13 protein-coding genes are annotated in these 16,373 nt (G+C 59.4%); 11 read left to right on the plus strand and 2 right to left on the minus strand.

Features of this window, described 5'->3' with window-relative positions; translation table 11 throughout:
- The first annotated feature begins 495 nt into the window (after positions 1 to 495).
- The 10 genes from L085_RS16475 (at position 496) to pqqF (ending at position 11,267) form a co-directional block, all read left to right on the plus strand.
- On the plus strand, positions 496 to 1,878 hold the full coding sequence (locus L085_RS16475) for a diaminobutyrate--2-oxoglutarate transaminase (RefSeq protein ID WP_004937838.1): 1,383 nt from the start codon (positions 496 to 498) through the stop codon (positions 1,876 to 1,878).
- Positions 1,879 to 1,896: 18 nt separating this feature from the next.
- The gene (locus L085_RS16480; protein WP_044031238.1) at positions 1,897 to 3,366 is read left to right on the plus strand and encodes an aspartate aminotransferase family protein; all 1,470 of its coding nucleotides are present in this window, start codon (positions 1,897 to 1,899) and stop codon (positions 3,364 to 3,366) included.
- Between the two features lie 139 nt (positions 3,367 to 3,505).
- Positions 3,506 to 4,429 carry a LysR family transcriptional regulator gene (locus tag L085_RS16485; RefSeq protein WP_044031239.1) on the plus strand — a complete coding sequence of 308 codons (924 nt, stop codon included), beginning with the start codon at positions 3,506 to 3,508 and terminating at the stop codon, positions 4,427 to 4,429.
- Positions 4,430 to 4,565: 136 nt separating this feature from the next.
- The gene (locus L085_RS16490) at positions 4,566 to 5,615 is read left to right on the plus strand and encodes a dipeptidase (RefSeq protein ID WP_044031240.1); all 1,050 of its coding nucleotides are present in this window, start codon (positions 4,566 to 4,568) and stop codon (positions 5,613 to 5,615) included.
- Positions 5,616 to 5,732: 117 nt separating this feature from the next.
- The gene (pqqA, locus tag L085_RS24800) at positions 5,733 to 5,810 is read left to right on the plus strand and encodes a pyrroloquinoline quinone precursor peptide PqqA (RefSeq protein WP_004937827.1); all 78 of its coding nucleotides are present in this window, start codon (positions 5,733 to 5,735) and stop codon (positions 5,808 to 5,810) included.
- 58 nt (positions 5,811 to 5,868) lie between these two features.
- Positions 5,869 to 6,780, plus strand: coding sequence for a pyrroloquinoline quinone biosynthesis protein PqqB (gene pqqB / locus L085_RS16495; RefSeq protein ID WP_044031241.1), 912 nt, complete (start codon positions 5,869 to 5,871; stop codon positions 6,778 to 6,780).
- A 9-nt stretch (positions 6,781 to 6,789) separates the two neighbouring features.
- Positions 6,790 to 7,545, plus strand: coding sequence for a pyrroloquinoline-quinone synthase PqqC (gene pqqC, locus L085_RS16500; protein ID WP_044031242.1), 756 nt, complete (start codon positions 6,790 to 6,792; stop codon positions 7,543 to 7,545).
- Complete coding sequence (pqqD, locus tag L085_RS16505) at positions 7,545 to 7,823, plus strand: pyrroloquinoline quinone biosynthesis peptide chaperone PqqD (RefSeq protein ID WP_004929309.1); 279 nt, start codon at positions 7,545 to 7,547, stop codon at positions 7,821 to 7,823. Before pqqC ends, pqqD begins: the two co-directional genes overlap by 1 nt.
- Positions 7,816 to 8,952 (plus strand): pyrroloquinoline quinone biosynthesis protein PqqE, encoded by a 1,137-nt coding sequence (gene pqqE / locus L085_RS16510; RefSeq protein WP_033634064.1) that lies wholly within the window; start codon positions 7,816 to 7,818, stop codon positions 8,950 to 8,952. The genes pqqD and pqqE overlap by 8 nt, the downstream gene beginning before the upstream one ends.
- A 2-nt stretch (positions 8,953 to 8,954) precedes the next feature.
- A complete protein-coding gene (gene pqqF / locus L085_RS16515) occupies positions 8,955 to 11,267 on the plus strand; it encodes a pyrroloquinoline quinone biosynthesis protein PqqF (RefSeq protein WP_044031243.1) in 2,313 nt (770 codons plus the stop codon).
- Positions 11,268 to 11,408: 141 nt separating this feature from the next.
- On the opposite strand, the gene L085_RS16520 is transcribed toward pqqF, so the two are convergent.
- Together L085_RS16520 and L085_RS16525 are read right to left on the minus strand one after the other, a co-directional pair.
- Positions 11,409 to 11,723, minus strand: coding sequence for an AprI/Inh family metalloprotease inhibitor (locus tag L085_RS16520; RefSeq protein ID WP_004928502.1), 315 nt, complete (start codon positions 11,721 to 11,723; stop codon positions 11,409 to 11,411).
- Positions 11,724 to 11,821: 98 nt separating this feature from the next.
- On the minus strand, positions 11,822 to 13,261 hold the full coding sequence (locus L085_RS16525; RefSeq protein ID WP_044031244.1) for a serralysin family metalloprotease: 1,440 nt from the start codon (positions 13,259 to 13,261) through the stop codon (positions 11,822 to 11,824).
- 948 nt (positions 13,262 to 14,209) lie between these two features.
- Between L085_RS16525 and L085_RS16530 the strand changes: the two genes are divergently transcribed.
- Positions 14,210 to 16,315: an EAL domain-containing protein gene (locus tag L085_RS16530; RefSeq protein WP_044031245.1), complete on the plus strand. Its 2,106-nt coding sequence runs from the start codon at positions 14,210 to 14,212 to the stop codon at positions 16,313 to 16,315.
- Positions 16,316 to 16,373 lie beyond the last annotated feature (58 nt).

The following is a 16,373-nucleotide window of genomic DNA, read 5'->3' on the forward strand; positions in this document are numbered from 1 at the left end:
CGCCGGCAGACATGCCGGCACCGCACAAAAATCCCGCTGTTTTGATCGCGCTACGTAAAATCTGCAAGAAATCACCACTCTGGATACTGCGCTTTTAACGCTCGACCGCTTATATTCATCACAAATTTTGTGTATATAACCGCTATAGGACTTAAGGTGGTGAATAGATGAAAATAAGCCGCTATTTTCTATTTATGTTATTAATCGGAAATTCACCTTAATAATAAATGCATTAAAGAAGCAGCCAAAGGAAAGCAGAAAAGGATTTTTACGCAATGTTAAAGAAATGTTGTTTTCTGCCGGCAAAACCAACGGTCAACAAATCAACAACATATTGATGAGCCTAAGAAAAACTAAACAATTCAAAACAAAATCGGCTATTGAGTCCCAGGCGAAAAAGCCATATATTGGTCGCGCTTTTCACAAGGCAGTTACTTTTCTAATTCATTAATTCAATCGTTGCGTCTTGAGACCTTCGGTTGTAGGAGAGATATGATGACGGATAAAGTCCGTATTGATACTTTAGTTGCAAACTCATTAAACGGAAACAATGAAACCTATTTGGCGCGTCAAGCCGAATTTGAGTCGAATGTTAGGAGTTATCCGCGCAAATTGCCGTTGGCAATTGCGAAAGCCCAGGGCGTTTGGATCACTGATGTTGAGAATAATCAATATCTTGATTGCCTGGCCGGGGCGGGAACGTTGGCTCTTGGACATAATCACCCCGACGTCCTGCAAAGCATCCAAAATGTCATTACCAGCGGCTTGCCGTTACATACTCTCGATCTCACGACCCCGTTGAAAGATCGTTTCTCCGATTACCTGCTCTCTCTGTTGCCTGGCGAAGGCAAAGAGTATTGCCTGCAGTTCTGCGGCCCGTCCGGCGCCGATGCGGTGGAAGCCGCGCTGAAGCTGGCGAAAAAGCACACCGGCCGTTCCGGCGTGATCAGCTTCTCCGGCGGTTATCATGGCATGACCCACGGCGCGCTGTCGGTCACCGGCAACCTGTCGCCGAAGGCGGCGATCAACGGCATGATGCCGGAAGTGCAGTTCATGCCTTATCCGCATGAATACCGCTGCCCGCTGGGCATCGGCGGTGAAGCCGGCGTCAAGGCGCTGACCTACTACTTCGACAACCTGATCAACGACGTGGAAAGCGGCGTGCGTAAACCGGCGGCGGTGATCCTGGAAGCCGTTCAGGGCGAAGGCGGGGTTAACCCGGCGCCGGCCGAGTGGCTGCAGCGCATCCGCAAAGTGACCCAGGAACACGGCATTCTGCTGATCATCGACGAAGTTCAGGCCGGTTTCGCCCGTACGGGCAAGCTGTTCGCCTTCGAACACGCGGGCATCGAGCCGGACATCATCGTGATGTCGAAAGCGGTCGGCGGCGGCTTGCCGCTCGCGGTGCTGGGCATCAAAAAAGAGTTCGACGCCTGGGAACCGGGCCACCACACCGGCACCTTCCGCGGCAACCAGCTGGCGATGGCCACCGGCCTGACCACCCTGCAGTACCTGAAAGAGCATAAGGTCGCCGACAAAGTGGCCGCTCAGGGCGAGTGGCTGAAAGGCAAGCTGGCCGAGCTGCAGAAACGTTATCCGGTGATCGGCCACGTCCGCGGTCTGGGCCTGATGATCGGCATCGAGATCGTCAAGCCGAACGAAGCGCAGGATCACATGGGCTGCTACCCGGCCGATGGCGAGCTGTCCGCGCTGCTGCAGAAGAAATGCTTCGAATCCGGTCTGATCCTGGAGCGCGGTGGGCGCAACGGCTGCGTGCTGCGTCTGCTGCCTTCGCTGCTGATCACCAACGATGAGCTGGGTATTTTCCTGGATAAATTTGAGCAGGCGCTGTTGGCCGCCGGCGTCAAGCCAGTCTGAGTGGAGCGAATAACCGCGATGTCCAAGTTAAACCCGATTCTGGCTTCCTCGGCGCACAGCGCCGAGGCTTACCGCCAGGCGATCGCACAGAGCAGTGAAGCCGTCGTGCAGTGGCTGCAACAGCCCGAGATGTATCAGGGCAAAAGCGTTGCCGAACTGCGCGAGCGCATCCAGCTCGACTTCACCCCGCAAGGCCTGGGCAACCAGGCGGCGATCGAGCGCGCCATCGAGTACTTTTTGAAAGACAGCCTGTCGGTGCACCACCCGCAATGCGTGGCGCACCTGCACTGCCCGAGCCTGGTGATTAGCCAGGCCGCCGAAGTGCTGATCAACGCCACCAACCAAAGCATGGACTCCTGGGATCAGAGCCCGTCGGCCACGCTGATCGAAATGAAATTGATCGAGTGGCTGCGCGCCCAGGTCGGTTACCAGCCCGGCGACGCCGGGGTGTTCACCAGCGGCGGCACCCAGAGCAACCTGATGGGGCTGATGCTGGCGCGCGATGCGTTCTTCGCGCGTCAGGGCCACTCCGTGCAGCAGGACGGTCTGGTGGGCGATCTGCGCAAGCTGAAAGTGTTCTGTTCTGAAAACGCCCACTTCTCGGTGCAGAAGAACATGGCGCTGATGGGCCTCGGCTACCAGTCCGTCACCCTGGTGAAAACCGATCGCTTCGCCCGCATGGACGTGACCGATCTGGCGGAAAAACTGGCGCAGGCCAAGGCCAACGGCGAGCAGGTGATGGCGATCGTCGCCACCGCCGGCACCACCGACGCCGGCGCGATCGACCCGCTGCGCGATATCGCGCGGCTGGCGGCGGAGCAGAAAATTTGGGTGCACGTGGATGCGGCCTGGGGCGGCGCGCTGCTGCTCTCCGAGCAGTACCGCGACTACCTGGACGGCCTGGAGTTGGTGGACTCCATCACCCTGGACTTCCACAAGCAGTTCTTCCAGACCATCAGCTGCGGCGCCTTCCTGCTGAAAGACGCGCGCCACTACGAGCTGATGCGCTATCAGGCTGCCTACCTGAACTCCGAATTCGACGAAGCGCAAGGCGTGCCGAACCTGGTCTCCAAATCGCTGCAGACCACCCGCCGCTTCGATGCGTTGAAGCTGTGGATGGGGCTGGAAGCGCTGGGGCAGAAGCAATACGCCGAGATCATCGATCACGGCGTCACGCTGGCGCAACAGGTGGCGCGTTACATCGCCGACCAGGAATCTCTGGAACTGGTGATGCAGCCGCAGCTGGCCAGCGTGCTGTTCCGTTACCGTCCGGCGCAGCTGGCGGCGAAAGGCGACGCAGCGGTCGCCCTGTTCAACCAGCGCATCGGTGACGCCTTGCTGGAATCGGGCCGCGCCAACGTCGGCGTGACCGAGTTCGATGGCGTGACCTGCCTGAAAATGACGCTGCTGAACCCGATCGTGACGCTGGAAGACATCAAGCTGTTGCTGGCGCTGGTCGAGAAAACCGCGCAGCAGCTGCCGGCGTAACGTCGTCCCCCTGCCTGTAAAGCCGATAACGTTTGTTATCGGCTTTTTTATTGCCCATCAGAGAACAAGTGGCGCAGCGCTTACGCTGATATACTGCAGCAAACGCCTTCCCTTATTTCCAGCGCCACAGGATAAACGCATGACCGACCCGGATTTCAACCTGCTGATCGCGCTCGACGCGCTGCTGACGGCGGGCAGCGTTGCCGGCGCGGCCCGCCGTCTCGGTTTAAGCCCCTCGGCGATGAGCCGTACCCTCAGCCGACTGCGCGCGGCCACCGGCGATCCGCTGTTGGTGCGCGCCGGCCGTCATATGGTGCTGACGCCCTATGCCGAAACGCTGTGCGAGCGGGCGCGGCACGCGACGTTCGAAGCGCGCGCTGTGTTGCGCCCGGCGCAGGGAGCATTGGATCCCGCCGCGCTGGATCGTACCTTCACGCTGCGCGCCAACGACGGCTTCGTCGAGGCCTTCGGCCCGGCGCTGATCGCCGCTGCTGCCGAACAGGCGCCGCGGGCGCGGCTGCGCTTTGCGCCCAAGCCGGAGAAAAGCGACCGCCCCCTGCGTGAAGGGCTGGTCGATCTGGAGATCGGTGTGCTGGGTGACATGGGGCCGGAAATTCGCCTGCAGGCGCTGTTCCGCGATCGCTTCGTCGGCGTGATGAGAACCGCACATCCGCTGGCGCAGCAGCGCGAGATCGGCGCCGCCGACTACGCCGCCTGCGGCCACGTGGTGGCCTCGCGCAGCGGGCGCATCCTCGGGCCGGTAGACGCCGCGCTGGCGGAGCTGGGGCTGGCACGGCATATCGCCGCCGTGGTGCCGAGCTTTCCCGCCGCGCTGGCGGTAGCGCAAGCCTCGAACCTGTTGGCATTGCTGCCCGCCTCTTTCCTGCAGGCTCAACCTGCCGATGGCCCGCTGCGCGTCTTCGAGCTGCCGGTAAGAACGCCGCCCATCACCGTCTCGCAGATGTGGCATCCGCGCCTGGACGCCGAGGCGGATCACCGCTGGCTGCGGCAGCTACTGCTGACGGTCTGCCGCCAACGCGTGCAGGAACCGCTTTGCGAATAGTGACGATGTCACTAAATTTTGCCCTGCTGATGTCGAGTGCTCCAGCCGACGGCAAAACCCCCATAGCCTGAGGGTTGTTCCCCCTCGCGCGATGGGAGAACATAGCATTCACGATGCCTGACTCAGTGAAATGCCCATGACGCTTCCCCCTCTCTGGCCGGTGTTCGACGGCCATAACGATCTGCTGCTCAACCTGTGGCTACAGCATGACGACGATCCGGTCGCCGCCTTTTATTCCCGCGTCACGCCGGGCCACCTCGATTTCTCCCGCATGCAGCGCGGCGGATTCTGCGGCGGGCTGTTTGCGGTATTTATTCCCCCGGTCAGCTATATCGCCCAGATGCGTAATCAAACGCCGGAGGAGGCGCAGGCCGCCTTCGATCCGCTGGCGATCGCCGAACGGCAGATCGCTATCCTTTATCAGCTGGAACAGGCTTCCCAGGGGCGGCTGCGCATCTGCCGCACCGCCGCCGAGATAGAACAGTGCCGCCTCAACCGGCAAATGGCCGCGGTGCTGCATATCGAAGGCGCCGGCATGATCGATGCGGAGCTGACGCAGTTGGAGGCCTTCTACCGGCTGGGCGTGCGCAGCATCGGGCCATTCTGGAATCTGCCGAACGCCTTCGGCACCGGCGTCAGCGGGCCGTTCCCCGGCACCCCCGATACCGGCCCCGGCCTGACGCCGGCCGGCGAGGCGCTGATCCGCGCCTGCAACCAGCGCCGCATCATGATCGACGTCTCGCACATGAACGAGAAAACCTTCTGGCAAACCGCCGCGCTGAGCCGCGCACCGCTGGTCGCCACCCACTCCAACGTCCACGCCCTCTGCCCGCAGCCGCGCAACCTGACCGACGCACAGCTGGAGGCCATCGCCCAGAGCGGCGGGATAGTCGGCGTCAATTTCGGCACCGCCTTCCTGCGCGCTGACGGTAAACGTGACAGTGCAACGACCGACCTAACAGAAATTGTTAAACACGTTGAGTATTTGATCGCTAAACTTGGTGAAGATCGCGTGGGATTTGGCTCTGATTTTGATGGGGTCAACGTACCGCAATCGTTGGAGGACGCCGCCGGCCTGCCGCGCCTGACGCAAGCGCTGGCGCAGGCCGGGTTCGATAACCGGCTGCTGGAGAAGCTGACCTGGCGCAACTGGCTGAACGCGCTCGCCGCCACCTGGGGTGAATAACCCGGTTACGCTTTAAAGGTTGCGATCTTCGTCACATTTCGCCAACATTGGGCCGGCCTAATGCGAAAATTTCTCATTGGGCTCGAACTATCACGATGCATGTAAAGGAGCACCGCTATGACTACCTGGACTAAACCTGAGTTTGTTGACCTGCGTCTGGGGCTGGAAGTGACGCTGTACATTTCCAACCGTTAATCGCCCGTCTGCCCGCCTTTCGCGCGGGCATTTCTTTCCCTCTTTTTCTGGTTCAGACATGCAGATAAAAGTTCTCGGCTCGGCAGCGGGCGGCGGCTTTCCCCAGTGGAATTGCAACTGCGACAACTGCCGGGGTGTTCGCAGCCACAGCATCAACGCCACGCGCCGCACGCAGTCTTCCATCGCCGTCAGCGACGACGGTAAAAACTGGGTACTGTGCAACGTTTCCCCGGACATTTGCCATCAGCTGCTGGCCTCGCCCGAATTGAACAATCCCGACGTGCTGCGCGGCACCGGCATCGGCGCGATCGTGCTGACCGACAGCCAGATCGATCACAGCGCGGGCTTGCTCAATCTGCGTGAGGGCTGCCCGCACCACGTCTGGTGCACCCCTGAAGTGCATGACGATCTCAGCACCGGTTTCCCGGTGTTTCCCATGCTCTCCCACTGGAACGGCGGGTTGATTCACCACCCGGTAACGCCCGGTGAACCTTTCCGCACGGCGGTCTGCCCAAACGTACGCTTTACCGCCATTCCATTGCTCAGCAACGCGCCGCCCTATTCGCCGTACCGCGATCGCCCGCTGCCGGGCCACAATGTGGCGCTGTTTATCGAAGATACCGCGCGCGGGGTCGGTCTGCTGTACGCACCGGGCCTGGGTGAGCCGGACGAGACCTTGATGCCCTGGCTGCGCCGCGCCGACTGCCTGCTGATCGACGGCACGCTCTGGCGCGACAATGAGCTGGCCAACGCCGGCGTGGGGCGCAACACCGGCAAGGATATGGGGCACCTGGCGCTGGCGGAAGAGCACGGGCTGGCTGCCCTGCTCAGCACCTTGCCCGCCAAACGCAAGATCCTGATCCACATTAACAATACCAACCCGATCCTCAATGAAGACTCGGCAGAGCGGCAAAGTCTGACCGCCGCCGGCGTCGAAGTGAGCTGGGACGGCATGAACATCGAACTGTAGGGAATCGCCATGACGCAACCACGCCCCCTGACGCCGCAGGCATTTGAAGCGGCGCTGCGCGCCAAAGGCGCTTATTACCACATTCACCACCCGTACCACATCGCAATGCACAACGGCGAAGCGACCCGTGAGCAGATCCAGGGCTGGGTGGCCAACCGCTTCTACTACCAGACCAGCATTCCGATCAAGGATGCGGCGATCATGGCCAACTGCCCGCAGCCGGACACCCGCCGTAAATGGGTGCAGCGCATTCTGGATCACGACGGCTACGGCGGCAGCGAAGGCGGCATCGAGGCCTGGCTGCGCCTCGGCGAGGCGGTTGGGCTGCAGCGCGACGCCCTGCTTTCTGAACAGCTGGTGCTGCCCGGCGTGCGCTTTGCGGTGGACGCCTACGTCAACTTCGCGCGCCGCGCCTGCTGGCAGGAAGCCGCCTGCAGCTCGCTGACCGAACTGTTCGCGCCGCAGATCCACCAGTCGCGCCTCGACAGCTGGCCGCAACACTACCCGTGGATCGACGCCGCCGGTTACGACTATTTCCGCAGCCGCCTCGGCCAGGCCAACCGCGACGTGGAACACGGCCTGGCGCTGGCGCTGGACTATTGCGATACCGTAGAAAAGCAGCAGCGCATGCTGGAAATCCTGCAGTTCAAGCTGGACATTCTGTGGAGCATGCTGGACGCCATGAGCATGGCCTATACCCTGAACCGCCCGCCTTACCACAGCGTGACCACCGCGCGGGTATGGCACAATCAGAGGCTGGTGTAATGACGCTGAATCCTGAACACACCCCCGTCTTCCGCCGCGGCTACCGCCTGCAATGGGAGCCGGTGCAAAACAGCCACGTGATCCTCTACCCGGAAGGCATGGCCAAACTGAACGACAGCGCCGCCGCCATTTTACAGCTGGTCGACGGCCACACCACGCTGAACGGCATCATCGCGCAGTTGAACGCCCGCTTCCCCGGCGCCGAAGGCTTGGCGGACGACGTGCTGGAGTTTTTCCAGCGCGCCTACGAACAAAAATGGGTGACCTTCCGTGACTGAACCACGTGCGCCGGCGGTGAATCCGCCGCTCTGGCTGCTGGCGGAGCTGACCTACCGCTGCCCGCTGCAGTGTCCGTACTGCTCCAACCCGCTCGATTTTGCCGCACAGGAAAAAGAGCTGACCACCGCGCAGTGGATAGAGGTGTTTCGCCAGGCGCGGGCGATGGGCAGCGTGCAGCTCGGCTTCTCCGGCGGCGAGCCGCTGGTGCGTAAAGACCTGCCCGAGCTGATCGCCGCCGCGCGCGATCTCGGGTTTTACACCAACCTGATCACCTCCGGCATCGGCCTGACCGAGAAGAAACTGCAAACCTTCGCCGACGCCGGGCTGGATCATATTCAGATCAGTTTTCAGGCCAGCGACGAAACGTTGAACGCCGCGCTGGCGGGCTCCGCCAGGGCGTTTCAGCAGAAGCTGGCGATGGCCAGGGCGGTCAAGGCGCTCGGCTATCCGATGGTGCTCAACTTCGTGTTGCATCGCCATAATATCGGCCAGATCGACCGCATCATCGAACTGGCGATCCAGCTGGATGCCGACGACGTCGAGCTGGCGACCTGCCAGTTTTACGGCTGGGCGCACCTGAACCGCGAAGGGCTGCTGCCGACCCGCGAACAGATCGCCGAGGCAGAAGCGGTGGTGAAACGCTATCGCGAGCGCATGGCCGCCGACGGCAAACTGGCCAACCTGCTGTTCGTCACGCCGGATTACTACGAGGAGCGGCCTAAAGGCTGCATGGGCGGCTGGGGGGCCATCTTCATGAGCGTGACGCCGGAAGGCATGGCGTTACCCTGCCACAGCGCCCGTCAGTTACCGATTACGTTTCCGTCGGTGCTGGAGCACGATCTGCAGCATATCTGGTACCACTCCTTCGGCTTTAACCGCTATCGCGGCTATGACTGGATGCCGGAGCCCTGCCGGTCCTGTTCGGAGAAAGAGCAAGACTACGGCGGCTGCCGCTGCCAGGCGTTCATGCTGACCGGCAACGCCGACAACGCCGATCCGGTGTGCGGCAAATCGCCGCACCACGGCACCATTCTGGCGGCGCGTGAAGCGGCGAATCGCTCGCAGATCGGTATCGATCAGCTGCGCTTTCGCAATCAGACCAACTCCCGACTGATCTTCAAGGGCTGACGATGACACTCGCCGCTTCGTGGCAGCTCGATAACGGTTTGGCCGTCAGGGCGATAAGCACCCCTGGCGCCGAGGCCGCCGCCGCGCTGGTGCGCATCGAGGCGGGCAGCTTTCAGGCGCCTGCCGCCTGGCCCGGCCTGGCGCATCTGCTGGAGCATATGCTGTTTCGCGGCAGCGCGAACTTCAGCGCGCAAGATGGGCTGATGGGCTGGACGCAGGCGGCCGGCGGCCGGCTAAACGCCACCACCCAGGCCACGCAAACCGCGTTTTTCTTTGAAGTGGGCGCTGACCCTCTGGCGGAGGGGTTGGCTCGGCTGAGCGATATGCTCGCCGCCCCGCAGCTGGCGGCTGAGGCAATCGCCCAGGAGATCGAGGTCATCGACGCCGAATACCGCCTGTTGCGCGCCGACGGTGAAACCCGCTGCGAAGCGGCGCAGCGGCAGATGTTCAGCGGATTTGACGCGCTGCATCGCTTTCATATCGGCAGCCGCGCCGCTTTCGGCAGCGATATTTCCGCATTGCAGCAGGCGTTGCGGCAGTTTCACCACCACTATTACCGCGCACCGAACATGACGCTGTGGCTGCAAGGCCCGCAATCACTCGAACAGCTGCATGCGCTGGCACAGCGCTACGGTGGCGGCTTGCCGTCGGGCAGCGCCACGCCGCCCGAGACATTGCCGCCGCTGGCCGCCGGACAAGATTACACGCTGTCTCTTCCCGGCGCGCCGCAGCTGCGGCTGGTGTTTACCCTGCCGCACTGCCGTTCACGCGGCTGGCTGCGACGGCTTGAGCGTTTATTGCTGGACGATGCCCCAGGCGGGCTGCTGGCACGGCTGCGCGCGCACGCGTGGGGCGACGCCGTTCGTCTGGGTTATGCCCGCTGCGGCGAAAACAGCGCCCTGCTGAGTTTTATTTTCACCGTCAATCACGGCTCGGCGTCTGAGGCCGCCCATATCGAAAGCGCCTTGCTGGCATGGCTGCAGGCGCTGAACGCGCTGACACCGGGCCAGCTTGCGCATTTCGGGCAACTGGCGAACCGCGATTTTCACCGTTTGGCGCCGCTCGATCAGCTGCGGGCCAGGGCATTGGGGCTGCCGCCGACGGAACAGCATGACGACTGGACACGGCAACTCGCTATGCTGATGGCAGCGCCGCGCCGCCGCCTGGCCGTGCTGCCCGAGGGGGGCGGTGAAACGCGCGAAATCCAAGGGCTGCCGCTGACCCTTGGCCCCTTCGTCGGCGCCGCACTGACGCCTACAGTGGAGCCTTTCCGCTTTTTCTCCGCTTCGGCGGCGCTGCCGATCCCGCCCCTGCCGGCCGGCCAGGCGCCGCTGCGGCATCTGCACCCCGACGAAGCGCAGCCGGTGCTGTTGCTGCGCCCATCGTCGCATGGCGCACTCAGCGAAGAACAGGCCTGTGGTTTGCAGGCGGCATTGCGCCCCGAAGCGGCCGAGTTAGCGCATCGGGAGGGACATTTAAGCGTCGAACGCCACCAGGGTGTGTGGCTGTTGCAGCTGGCGGGCAGCCACGGGCTGATCTGCCACGGCCTGAACGTCGTGAACCGGGCCCTGACGGCGCAGCCGCCGGCCATCATCAACGAAGCGGCGAGAAACCTGCGCCACGCGCAGTTAAAACAACAAAACGATATCGCCATTCGCCGCCTGTTAGCCCAATTGCCGGCGGCGTTGAACGTCTCTACGGCAACCGCGCCATACTGGCATGCCACCCTGGTCGGCGGCGATGGCGAGTTAAAACGGCGGCTGTCACATTTGCTGTATGACTTCCCCTACGCCATAACGGCTGAGCCGCAAACGCCGCCGCGTTTACATCCTCCTGTCACGCTGACGGAAAGCGGCGCCGAACACGCTTTGCTGCAGTTTTACCCGCTGCAAAGCGATGAAGCCGAAGGCCGCTGGGCGCTGCGCGTGCTGGCCCGGCTTTACGCGCCGCGCTATTTTCAGCGGCTGCGCGTGGAACGCAACGTGGGCTACGTGGTGCAATGCACCTTCCACCGCTGCACCCATGTCGAAGGCCTGCTGTTCGCGCTGCAATCCCCGACGTTCACCGCGGAACAGCTGCGGCAGTTAACCGACGAATTCTTGCAGCAGATGCATCATGAGCTGACGCACGTTAGCGTTGGTGAGCTGGAGCAAACGCAACAGGCGCTGCAACAAAACTTGCAACGCCTCAGCGCCGAGCCGTTGCAACGCGCGCGGGAGATTGCGTTGGAAAATCGCGCGACCATTGCTGCCGCTGCGCCAATCACGCTGACACAACTGTTGCACTGGCAGCAGCGGCTGTTCGTTGCCGGCTGATATTGCGCCGGTGTCCACCCGACGCAATATAAACGCAGCAAGGGAACGATATCTCAGAAAATCGTGAGCGGAGCGACGTGAAACCTGATGACCGCGTTCAGAAGCGCCGGCCGAGGCCGAGGGATAAGAAGGCGTTGTTGGCTAGTTATTTCTCTTCAAGATTTTTCCTGTCTCAGCCCAGATTTGACTACGGTAATGATCGTCTTCCTGAGAGAAGAAAAGTACGGTTAGCCCATCCTTGTCCAACAGCGCAATGCCATCGGGGGCGGGACGCCATGCGGCAGGCTCTTGCGGCAATACGTCGGGCGTGCAATCAGACAAGAATTTCAGGCTATAGCCGCCAGCCGAATCCACACTCTCCGTGTTGAGCTGCACAACACAAGATTTTGATTTATCACTGACCGTCCACTGCCCGGATAGCGTTTCGGCGGAAGGTAAAACCAGGCTGCTTGCCATAGAGACTCCTGAAAACAAGAATATTATTCCGACAAGAATAAATTTATACATAGGTGGCCCATGTGAAACGGTGGGCATCATCGCCCACCGTTGCCATTTTAAACGATAAAATCAACAGCGACGTCAGCCTGTCCAACGATGTGCACCAGGAAGTCTGGATTTGCACCGCCCTGGATGTTGAAGGCCAATTCACTCAGATTGTTCTGGATATCATAGGACAATAGCGCCTCACCGGCCTGCCCGCTGAAATGATCGACGAACTGAATGAAATCACTGCCTTTATCGCCTTGGTTGAAGAAGGACAGATCGATCTTGTCCTTGCCTGACTCAAAGTCCCAAATTGTATCAGGTGCCTGAACAGGCGAGTCATTAAGATCAGAGAAGACAAAAATGTCATTACCGTCTCCTCCCCATAATTGATCCTGACCAGCCCCGCCGTAAATAACATCATTGCCGGCGCCGCCTTTGAGCGTATTGTCTGCGTGATTCCCAACGATGATGTCATTACCTGAGCCCCCTATCGCGTTTTCGATGGTGACACCGGCAGCGATGGAAACATTCCCTTTTAATCCCCCGACGTCGGAGAAAGCGCCTTCGTTCAAGTTGATACGTTGATTTTGGCTATACCCCGAGAAATCAAGGGTATCATTACCACCTGCATCCCAGACAGACATCACCAGCTTGTCGTGGCTGCCCTTGAGTGTATAGAAGTCTCGGCCTGTATTTGAATTAAACCCGTAAACGGTGTCGCCGGTTCGGGTGGTCATGTTGGCACCGTAAAGATGTTGGATGGCCGCGATATCATCAACCAGCGGTGCAGCGGCATAGTAGTGGCCATGATCCGCATCGGTAATGGATTCATTCCAGTAACTCATTACGCTAAACTGCCGGGTATCTTCGGCGTAAACTGCCTTGGTATAATTTGGGCTTCCTTGCCCCGCATTATACGTTCCCGGATGATCTAACCCGAGAGTATGGCCAACTTCGTGGGTAATGGTTAAACGGCCGTAATTACCCAGCTCAGGGTGCAAGTTTTCAGAATGGTTCTTAATATTATACCAACTTTGCCCATCAGAATTGTATCCTCTGTAGTCATTGCCATTATATGAGAATGGTTTCAAGGCATACGCTTGCCCTTTCCCCTCATAATTCCCAAAAGTAATATTGGAAGGTTGATCCGATGCCACTTCGACAAACTTTAAGTTGGCAACATCGGCCCAGGATTGCAAAGATAACTTCGCCTGTTCTTGTTGATGTTGCGTGAACGCACTTAGCCCCGTATCGCGTTCTGAGGAGCGGTGGCCCAGGTTCAGTTCGTTATATTCCCAATCCGGGAAGGAATAGGTCACCGTCGCATCTTTGCCCGTGACGTGAACGCCATTCCAGGTTTTATCGCTGCGCGCTATCTGCAACCCCGCATCATTTATGTCATAGGACGGTTTATTATTGATCGTCAAACCATTCCCGCGCTCATGGTAGTGAATAAGATCGTTAACACTGTCCCAACCTGTTTTGTTTCCATTCATGGTATTACCCATAGCTTTCTCCACAAAGAAGCTAGTATTAATATGACATCCGAAATGTCTCTTGGGGTTAATCAAAGTCCTTAGAATAGCGGTAACCCGATACGCCCCATTCTTTTTGCCAATTCCTTTACACCCAGAGAGTAAATTTAATTTTAACCGCCCGAGGCCTCCTTACCCATGATTGAGAACGTATGCAACTCCGTGAGATCGCGATATATCCGCGAAAAATGCGTGGAAATAATAGACCGCCTTGATCCGGCCATGGCTTAATACTGAGATCTGCTGGTTGAGGCTAAGTGAAGATGCCGCCCAAGAGGCCTGATGACAACTGCCGTTCGATACATTGTCTCGTTGCCAGAGACCACAGCAGACGTGGTCTCGTGTGATGAACGTTGCCTGTCATCCGAACCGCTACCTGGGGATCATTACGTGAATGCATTTGCGACACCATCCAGTTTTGCTAATGATTATCATTCGCGAGGCTATCTCACACGTCAGCAAAGTGTCAACAGATGAAACAAAACATTTCTTGATTTATATCATCACTTTTCTCGTCATCGCCCGGGAACCGTGCTTTGGCGCCTGTTGAAACGTGCATAAAATGGTGAGCATCACCGCCATAAGCGAGGATTTCTTCAGTATTGGTGCATAGCGCAAGCAAAATGCCGAGCGCAACAACAGCATGGCAGCTAAACATTTCGCCACATTGAAACATCAATATTGATTACTTTTTCAGACAGTAAAACATCGTGGTCGGAGCACTTATTTTTCGATGCAATATAAGAGGGGCTTATAAATAACAGGAGTATTCCTAATGCGTTCTTGCGTAATCTATTTCATGCTACCAGGCTGGTTCTTAGCCGCGCCCGCTGGCTATTCCCATTTTCATTGGCAATGACTATATTGAAAGAGGCTCTGCTATAGAGCAAGAATATGGGTAATTTTCCGAGGAAATACCGCATGACCCTGTTGCCCAAGCAGAGTAATAACAAAAATCCTATTGATCTCTATAGCGAAATCGTAGACGACTTGCCGGGTCTGATTTGCTTCGGCAACCGCCTTGGCGGTTACTTCAATAAGCAGTGGCGCGACTATACCGGCGCCATCGCCGGTGAGCACGCCGCCGCAGACTGGATCGATGCACTGCATCCCGACGACCGCGATCGCCTGGCCGCGCAATGGCGCCAGGCGATCGTTGCCCTCTCCTCGTTCGCCGGCGAAGCCCGTCTGCGCGAGCGCAGCGGCGCCTACCGGTGGTTTATGCTGGCGTTTAACGCCCGTCAGGACGGCATGGCGCAGGAGCCCAGCTGGTACCTCACCGCCACCGACATCCATCCGCAAATGCTGCAACGCCAGCAAAACGTTCAGGCGCTCTCTATCCAGCAAGACATGCTGGACGCCAGCGTCGACTGCATCAAAGTGATCAATCACGACGGCACGCTGCGCCACATGAATCGCTCCGGCAGCCTGGCGCTCGGTCTTGATCCGGCGCAAAAAGAGTTTGGCATGCCCTGGCTGGGGCTGCTGTCCCCCGAGATCCGTCGCCGCGGCAGCAAGGCGCTGCGCAACGTCAGAGCCGGAAAAAATGCGCGCTTCACCGGATTGAGCGTGACGCCGCAGGGTAAAAAACAGCACTGGGACAACATTCTCACACCGGTCAGTGATGAACACGGCGCCGTGGCCGAGATCTTGTGCGTCTCGCGCGACGTGACGTCGCAACGCGTGATGGAACAACGTCTGTTGCTCGCCAGCGAATATGACGAATTGACCGGCCTGCCCAACCGGCGCTTATTCAAGAAAAAGCTGAAGCAAGAGATGAAGCGCGCCCTGCACGGCAAAAAGTCGCTTGGGCTGATGCTGCTGGATCTTGACCACTTCAAGCTGGTGAACGACACGCTGGGCCACGCGGCGGGCGACCATCTGCTGCGGATCTTGGGTAAAAGGCTCAGCGCCTGCATGAATGCGCATTCGTTCGTCTCCCGCCTCGGCGGCGACGAGTTCGCCGTGGTGATCAGCGATGTCGAAAACGAGCAGGATATTTTCCGCATCGCCAACAAGTTTCTGCTGCAGTTGGAGACGCCGATCACCCACGGCGGCAAGACGCTGCATTGCGGCATGAGCATCGGCGGCGCCATCTATCCCAAAGACGCTCGCGACGCTTCGGAGCTGATGAAATGCGCCGATACCGCGTTGTATGAACTGAAAGACGGCGGCCGCGGCGGCGTCTACATGTTCGATCGCAAGATGATGGACAAAGCCCGCGCCCGCGCCAGCCAGCTCAACTACGCGCGCCAGATCGTACGCGACAACTGCATCCGCCCCAGCTACCAACCGAAAGTCTGCCTGATCGACGGCAGCATCGTCGGCTTTGAAGCGCTGCTGCGCTGGCACTGCCCGCAAAACGGCGTACAGCTGCCGGCGACGGTAAGCGAGGCGTTTAACGACTACGAATTGGCAACCAAGATCAGCGAAGCCATGCAGCTGAAAGTCTTCGCCGATATCGCCCGCTGGCGCGCGGCCGGCGTGGCGGTGCGGCCTATTTCGCTGAATGTGTCGCCGATCGAGTTTTTACGCGACAACTATGCCGAAACCTTCCTGCAACGTCTGCTGAAGTTCCGCATTCCCCATCACCTGATCGAACTGGAAGTGACCGAACACGCGTTCAACAAGCACGGTTCGAAATACGTACTGCGCGCGCTGCAAATGCTCAAAGAGATGGGTATCCGCATCGCGCTGGACGACTTTGGCACCGGCCACTCCTCATTCAGCCATATCATGGATTACCCGCTGGACTGCATTAAGCTGGACTGCGACTTTATTCAACGCATGAACACCGAACCGGCGATCCTGGCGATCGTGGAAAGCATCGGCATTCTCGGTCAAAAACTGTCGATCGATATCATCGCCGAAGGCGTGGAAACCGAGCAGCAGCGCCAAACGCTGTGCGAAGCCGGTTTCCATATCGGCCAGGGTTTTCTGTTCAGCCGGGCGGTGGAGTCCCAGCAGGTGCCGACGCTGCTGCAGGCGATACTTCAGCCTGCCGAAGGCGGCATGGCGAATCGTTAAATCGGCATCGCATGCCCCACATTCGGGGGGTTGATCCCCCCTCTTTTCCTCTGCTTGT

Origin of the sequence: Serratia sp. FS14 (assembly GCF_000695995.1) — a bacterium.
Taxonomy (GTDB): Bacteria; Pseudomonadota; Gammaproteobacteria; order Enterobacterales; family Enterobacteriaceae; genus Serratia; species Serratia nematodiphila.

Excerpts from the sequence above, each read along its gene's own strand:
- L085_RS16490 (WP_044031240.1), top strand. The coding sequence starts at position 4,566 with ATGACGCTTCCCCCTCTCTGGCCGGTGTTCGACGGCCATAACGATCTG.
- L085_RS16520 (WP_004928502.1), bottom strand. The coding sequence starts at position 11,723 with ATGGCAAGCAGCCTGGTTTTACCTTCCGCCGAAACGCTATCCGGGCAG.
- pqqA (WP_004937827.1), top strand. The coding sequence starts at position 5,733 with ATGACTACCTGGACTAAACCTGAGTTTGTTGACCTGCGTCTGGGGCTG.
- L085_RS16485 (WP_044031239.1), top strand. The coding sequence starts at position 3,506 with ATGACCGACCCGGATTTCAACCTGCTGATCGCGCTCGACGCGCTGCTG.
- pqqD (WP_004929309.1), top strand. The coding sequence starts at position 7,545 with ATGACGCTGAATCCTGAACACACCCCCGTCTTCCGCCGCGGCTACCGC.
- L085_RS16480 (WP_044031238.1), top strand. The coding sequence starts at position 1,897 with ATGTCCAAGTTAAACCCGATTCTGGCTTCCTCGGCGCACAGCGCCGAG.
- pqqC (WP_044031242.1), top strand. The coding sequence starts at position 6,790 with ATGACGCAACCACGCCCCCTGACGCCGCAGGCATTTGAAGCGGCGCTG.
- L085_RS16475 (WP_004937838.1), top strand. The coding sequence starts at position 496 with ATGACGGATAAAGTCCGTATTGATACTTTAGTTGCAAACTCATTAAAC.
- pqqB (WP_044031241.1), top strand. The coding sequence starts at position 5,869 with ATGCAGATAAAAGTTCTCGGCTCGGCAGCGGGCGGCGGCTTTCCCCAG.
- pqqF (WP_044031243.1), top strand. The coding sequence starts at position 8,955 with ATGACACTCGCCGCTTCGTGGCAGCTCGATAACGGTTTGGCCGTCAGG.
- L085_RS16530 (WP_044031245.1), top strand. The coding sequence starts at position 14,210 with ATGACCCTGTTGCCCAAGCAGAGTAATAACAAAAATCCTATTGATCTC.
- L085_RS16525 (WP_044031244.1), bottom strand. The coding sequence starts at position 13,261 with ATGGGTAATACCATGAATGGAAACAAAACAGGTTGGGACAGTGTTAAC.